The organism is Sulfurihydrogenibium yellowstonense SS-5, from assembly GCF_000173615.1.
GTDB lineage: Bacteria > Aquificota > Aquificia > Aquificales > Hydrogenothermaceae > Sulfurihydrogenibium > Sulfurihydrogenibium yellowstonense.
The window spans coordinates 1-3116 of the sequence record NZ_ABZS01000187.1; the positions used below are offsets into that span (position 1 = coordinate 1).

Genomic DNA, 3116 nt, shown 5'->3' on the forward strand with positions numbered 1-3116 from the left:
GACGTCAACGGTGTTCTTCCTGTCTCCGCCAATATGGCAAAAAGAATAACAATAAACGCAATTGGCTGATACCAGATAAACGCACCAAAAAATCCATCTTGAGCGTATACTATCTCTTTAAGAGAGAAAGAGCCAGCCATCATAATTGGTCCAACCATAGCAAATCCAAGGGCAACCTCATAACCTATTAAAACAGCAGCCTTTCTAAGACCACCTATCATTGGATATTTACTATTTGAAGCCCAACCTGCAAAGATGACTCCATAAATGCTTATACTACCAAATGCAAGGGCAAGGATTAATCCTATGTTTAGGTCTGTAATATATGGCTTTATTTCAAATCCAAAGATCTGTATAGGCTCGCCAAATGGAATAACAGCAAGTATCATGATAGCTGGAACGAATGCCATAAGTGAAGCAAGATAAAATAAAACTTTGTCAACATTATTTGGGACTAAATCTTCTTTTGTTAAAACTTTAAGAGCATCTGCTATTGGCTGAAGAAGTCCATGAAATCCTACATGGAGAGGTCCGGGTCTTTGCTGAACATGACCTGCAAACTTTCTTTCAATAAGAGTTAAATATGCTGCTGCTAAAAACATTCCAACAACAAAGACAAGAGATTTAACCGTTAGGCCTATTATCGTTCCAAGCATCTCCATATGCAAAACCTCTTCCTTGTATTTTATTAAATTATATTAACACATTACAACATAAAATTAAACACTGTTTTATTTTAAAAAGTCAAAAATTTATTTAAGGTTTTGATGAATAACTTTTAATCGTTGTTAAGATGTGGAATTATTCAGTTAATCTTTTTTTAAATACTTTTTGAGAGCTATAAGAGAAAGTAAGGGCGTTCAAAAATTTTTGTAAATTTGTCTTTCCCTGTCATCCAGCAGCGAAGTGAAGGATCTCACTTTATAACGCTTTTTTTGAAAACAAGGAGATTCTTCGCCGGCTGCAGAATGACAAACAAGGCTTCCACTCCTATAATGCCAATCAGTCAACCTTTCCTTGTTATTCTGAGGACAAAGTCCGAAGGATCTCCTTCTCGATTTATACTATTACCTATCCGTTTCACCAACAACCGGGTCTATACTTCCAAGCAGAGCAACTGCGTCAGCTACTGTTCTTCCCTTTATCAGCTCTGGAAAGATTTGAAGATTATAAAATGCACCGGACCTTATTCTTAATCTGTAAGGTTTGCCTTCACCTTTGCTTACGATATAAAAACCAAGCTCACCTCTTGGATTTTCTCCAGAGACATAAACCTCCCCAACCGGTGCTTTTTCTCCATAAATTCTCAATGTAAAATCTTTAACCATAGATTCTATGGACTGATAAACCTCATTCAACGTCGGAAGTACATAAGGATTCTCTGTTGCTACATATTTATCATTTTTTAGTTTTTCTAACTTATCTACACACTGCTGAACTATCCTCAAACTTTGCTTCATCTCTTCCATTCTGATTAAATATCTATCATAAGCATCACCAACTGTTCCAAGAGGAATTTCAAAATCAACATCGGCGTATGCATCTGTTGGTTGGATATACCTAATATCGTAAGGAACGCCGGCACTTTTTGCCATTACACCAGTAAGTCCATACTGATAAACATCTTCTTTGCTTACTATTCCGACATCTTTATTCCTTCTTATCCAAATTCTATTTTTAGTTAGAAGGTCTTCATAATCTTTAACTCTTGATGGGAAATCTTTAATAAAATGCTTGATTACATCCAGTGCGTCTTCTGGTAGGTCATATCTAACACCACCTATCCTTAAAAAGGAGGAGTTTAGTCTTATGCCTGCTATTCCTTCTATAATATCCATTAATTTTTCTCTTTCTCTAAATGTATATAAAAACATTGTCAAAGCACCAAGGTCAAGGGCAGTTGTACCAAGCCAAAGCAGATGACTATTAATTCTTTGAAGTTCAGCCAGCATGGTTCTAATCCATTTAGCTTTCTCCGGCGGCTGAACTCCAAGAAGTTTCTCAACTGCATTAACATAGGCTATATTTGAACATAAAGCCGAGATATAGTCCATTCTGTCTGTATATGGGATTATCTGCGTATATGTAAGGTCTTCTGAAAGTTTTTCAATTCCTCTGTGAAGTTGTCCAAGAATAATATCACATTCTCTTATTGTCTCACCTTCTAAATCAAATAAGAACCAAATTGTCCCGTGAGTTCCGGGATGAAGTGGCCCCCAGTTTAAAACTATTTGATTTTTTTTACTGATTCTTTTTCTCTCTGTTATTTCTAAGTCTTCAAGCGTTGGTACAGCGGTATGGTATGGGTCATAGTCATGACTGGGAATATTTTTTCCTTCATTTAAAGATGGTAGATATGTGTCTTTAATTCCTTCTTTTGGAAAATCTTTTCTGAGTGGATAGTATGGATAAGTTTCCCATAAAAACATTCTTACCAAATTGTCATGACCATCAAACTTAATACCAAACATATCATAGGCTTCTCTTTCAGCCCATTTGGCACCTTTCCAAAGATTTATTAAAGATGGCAGAGTATCATCAGTCCAAGTTTTGACTATGATTCTTTCGCTGTATTCTGGAGAGTAAAGGATGTAAACCGCTTGAAATCTTGGGCTGTGATATGGATAATCTACGACTGTAAAGTCGATAAACATCTTAAATGAAAAGTCTGGGTCCTCTTTTAGAAATCTCAAAAGATTGATTAAATTATCTTTTTCTATTTCTACCCATACATTGTCTTTATAACTGCCAATTTTAACATTAAAAACAGAGTTTATCCTTTTAGCTTTATCTAAGGTTATCCATGTCAAAATAATTCCCTGCTATTTAGAGATAGGCTTTGATTCTTGAGGAATTTTTATAGGAATTTCTGTAAGCTCTTTTCCTTCTTTTTTTGCTTTTATCTTTTTCTGTAGCTCTAATATTCCCCAAAGTAAAGCCTGTGGCGTTGGCGGACAGCCTGGAATATAAACATCTACAGGAATTATTCTATCTACTCCTTGTAATGTTGAATATGTAGGAAATGGTCCACCACCAGATGCACAACCACCCATAGATATAACCCATTTTGGGTCTGGCATTTGCTCATATATAAGTCTAAGCATAGGAGCAACTTT

The 3116-nt window shown here is 35.7% G+C and carries 3 protein-coding genes; all 3 read right to left on the reverse strand.

Annotation, left to right across the window (positions count from 1 at the left end; all coding sequences use genetic code 11):
* A partial coding sequence (locus tag SULYE_RS07240; RefSeq protein ID WP_007548001.1) for a complex I subunit 1/NuoH family protein occupies positions 1-662 on the reverse strand: 662 nt, incomplete at its 3' end.
* Between the two features lie 405 nt (positions 663-1067).
* Positions 1068-2810, reverse strand: a complete 1743-nt coding sequence (gene nuoD / locus SULYE_RS07245; protein WP_007548002.1) for an NADH dehydrogenase (quinone) subunit D — start codon at positions 2808-2810, stop codon at positions 1068-1070.
* A gap of 12 nt (positions 2811-2822) precedes the next feature.
* The coding region (locus SULYE_RS07250) for an NADH-quinone oxidoreductase subunit B (protein ID WP_007548003.1) at positions 2823-3116 on the reverse strand (294 nt) is incomplete at its 5' end.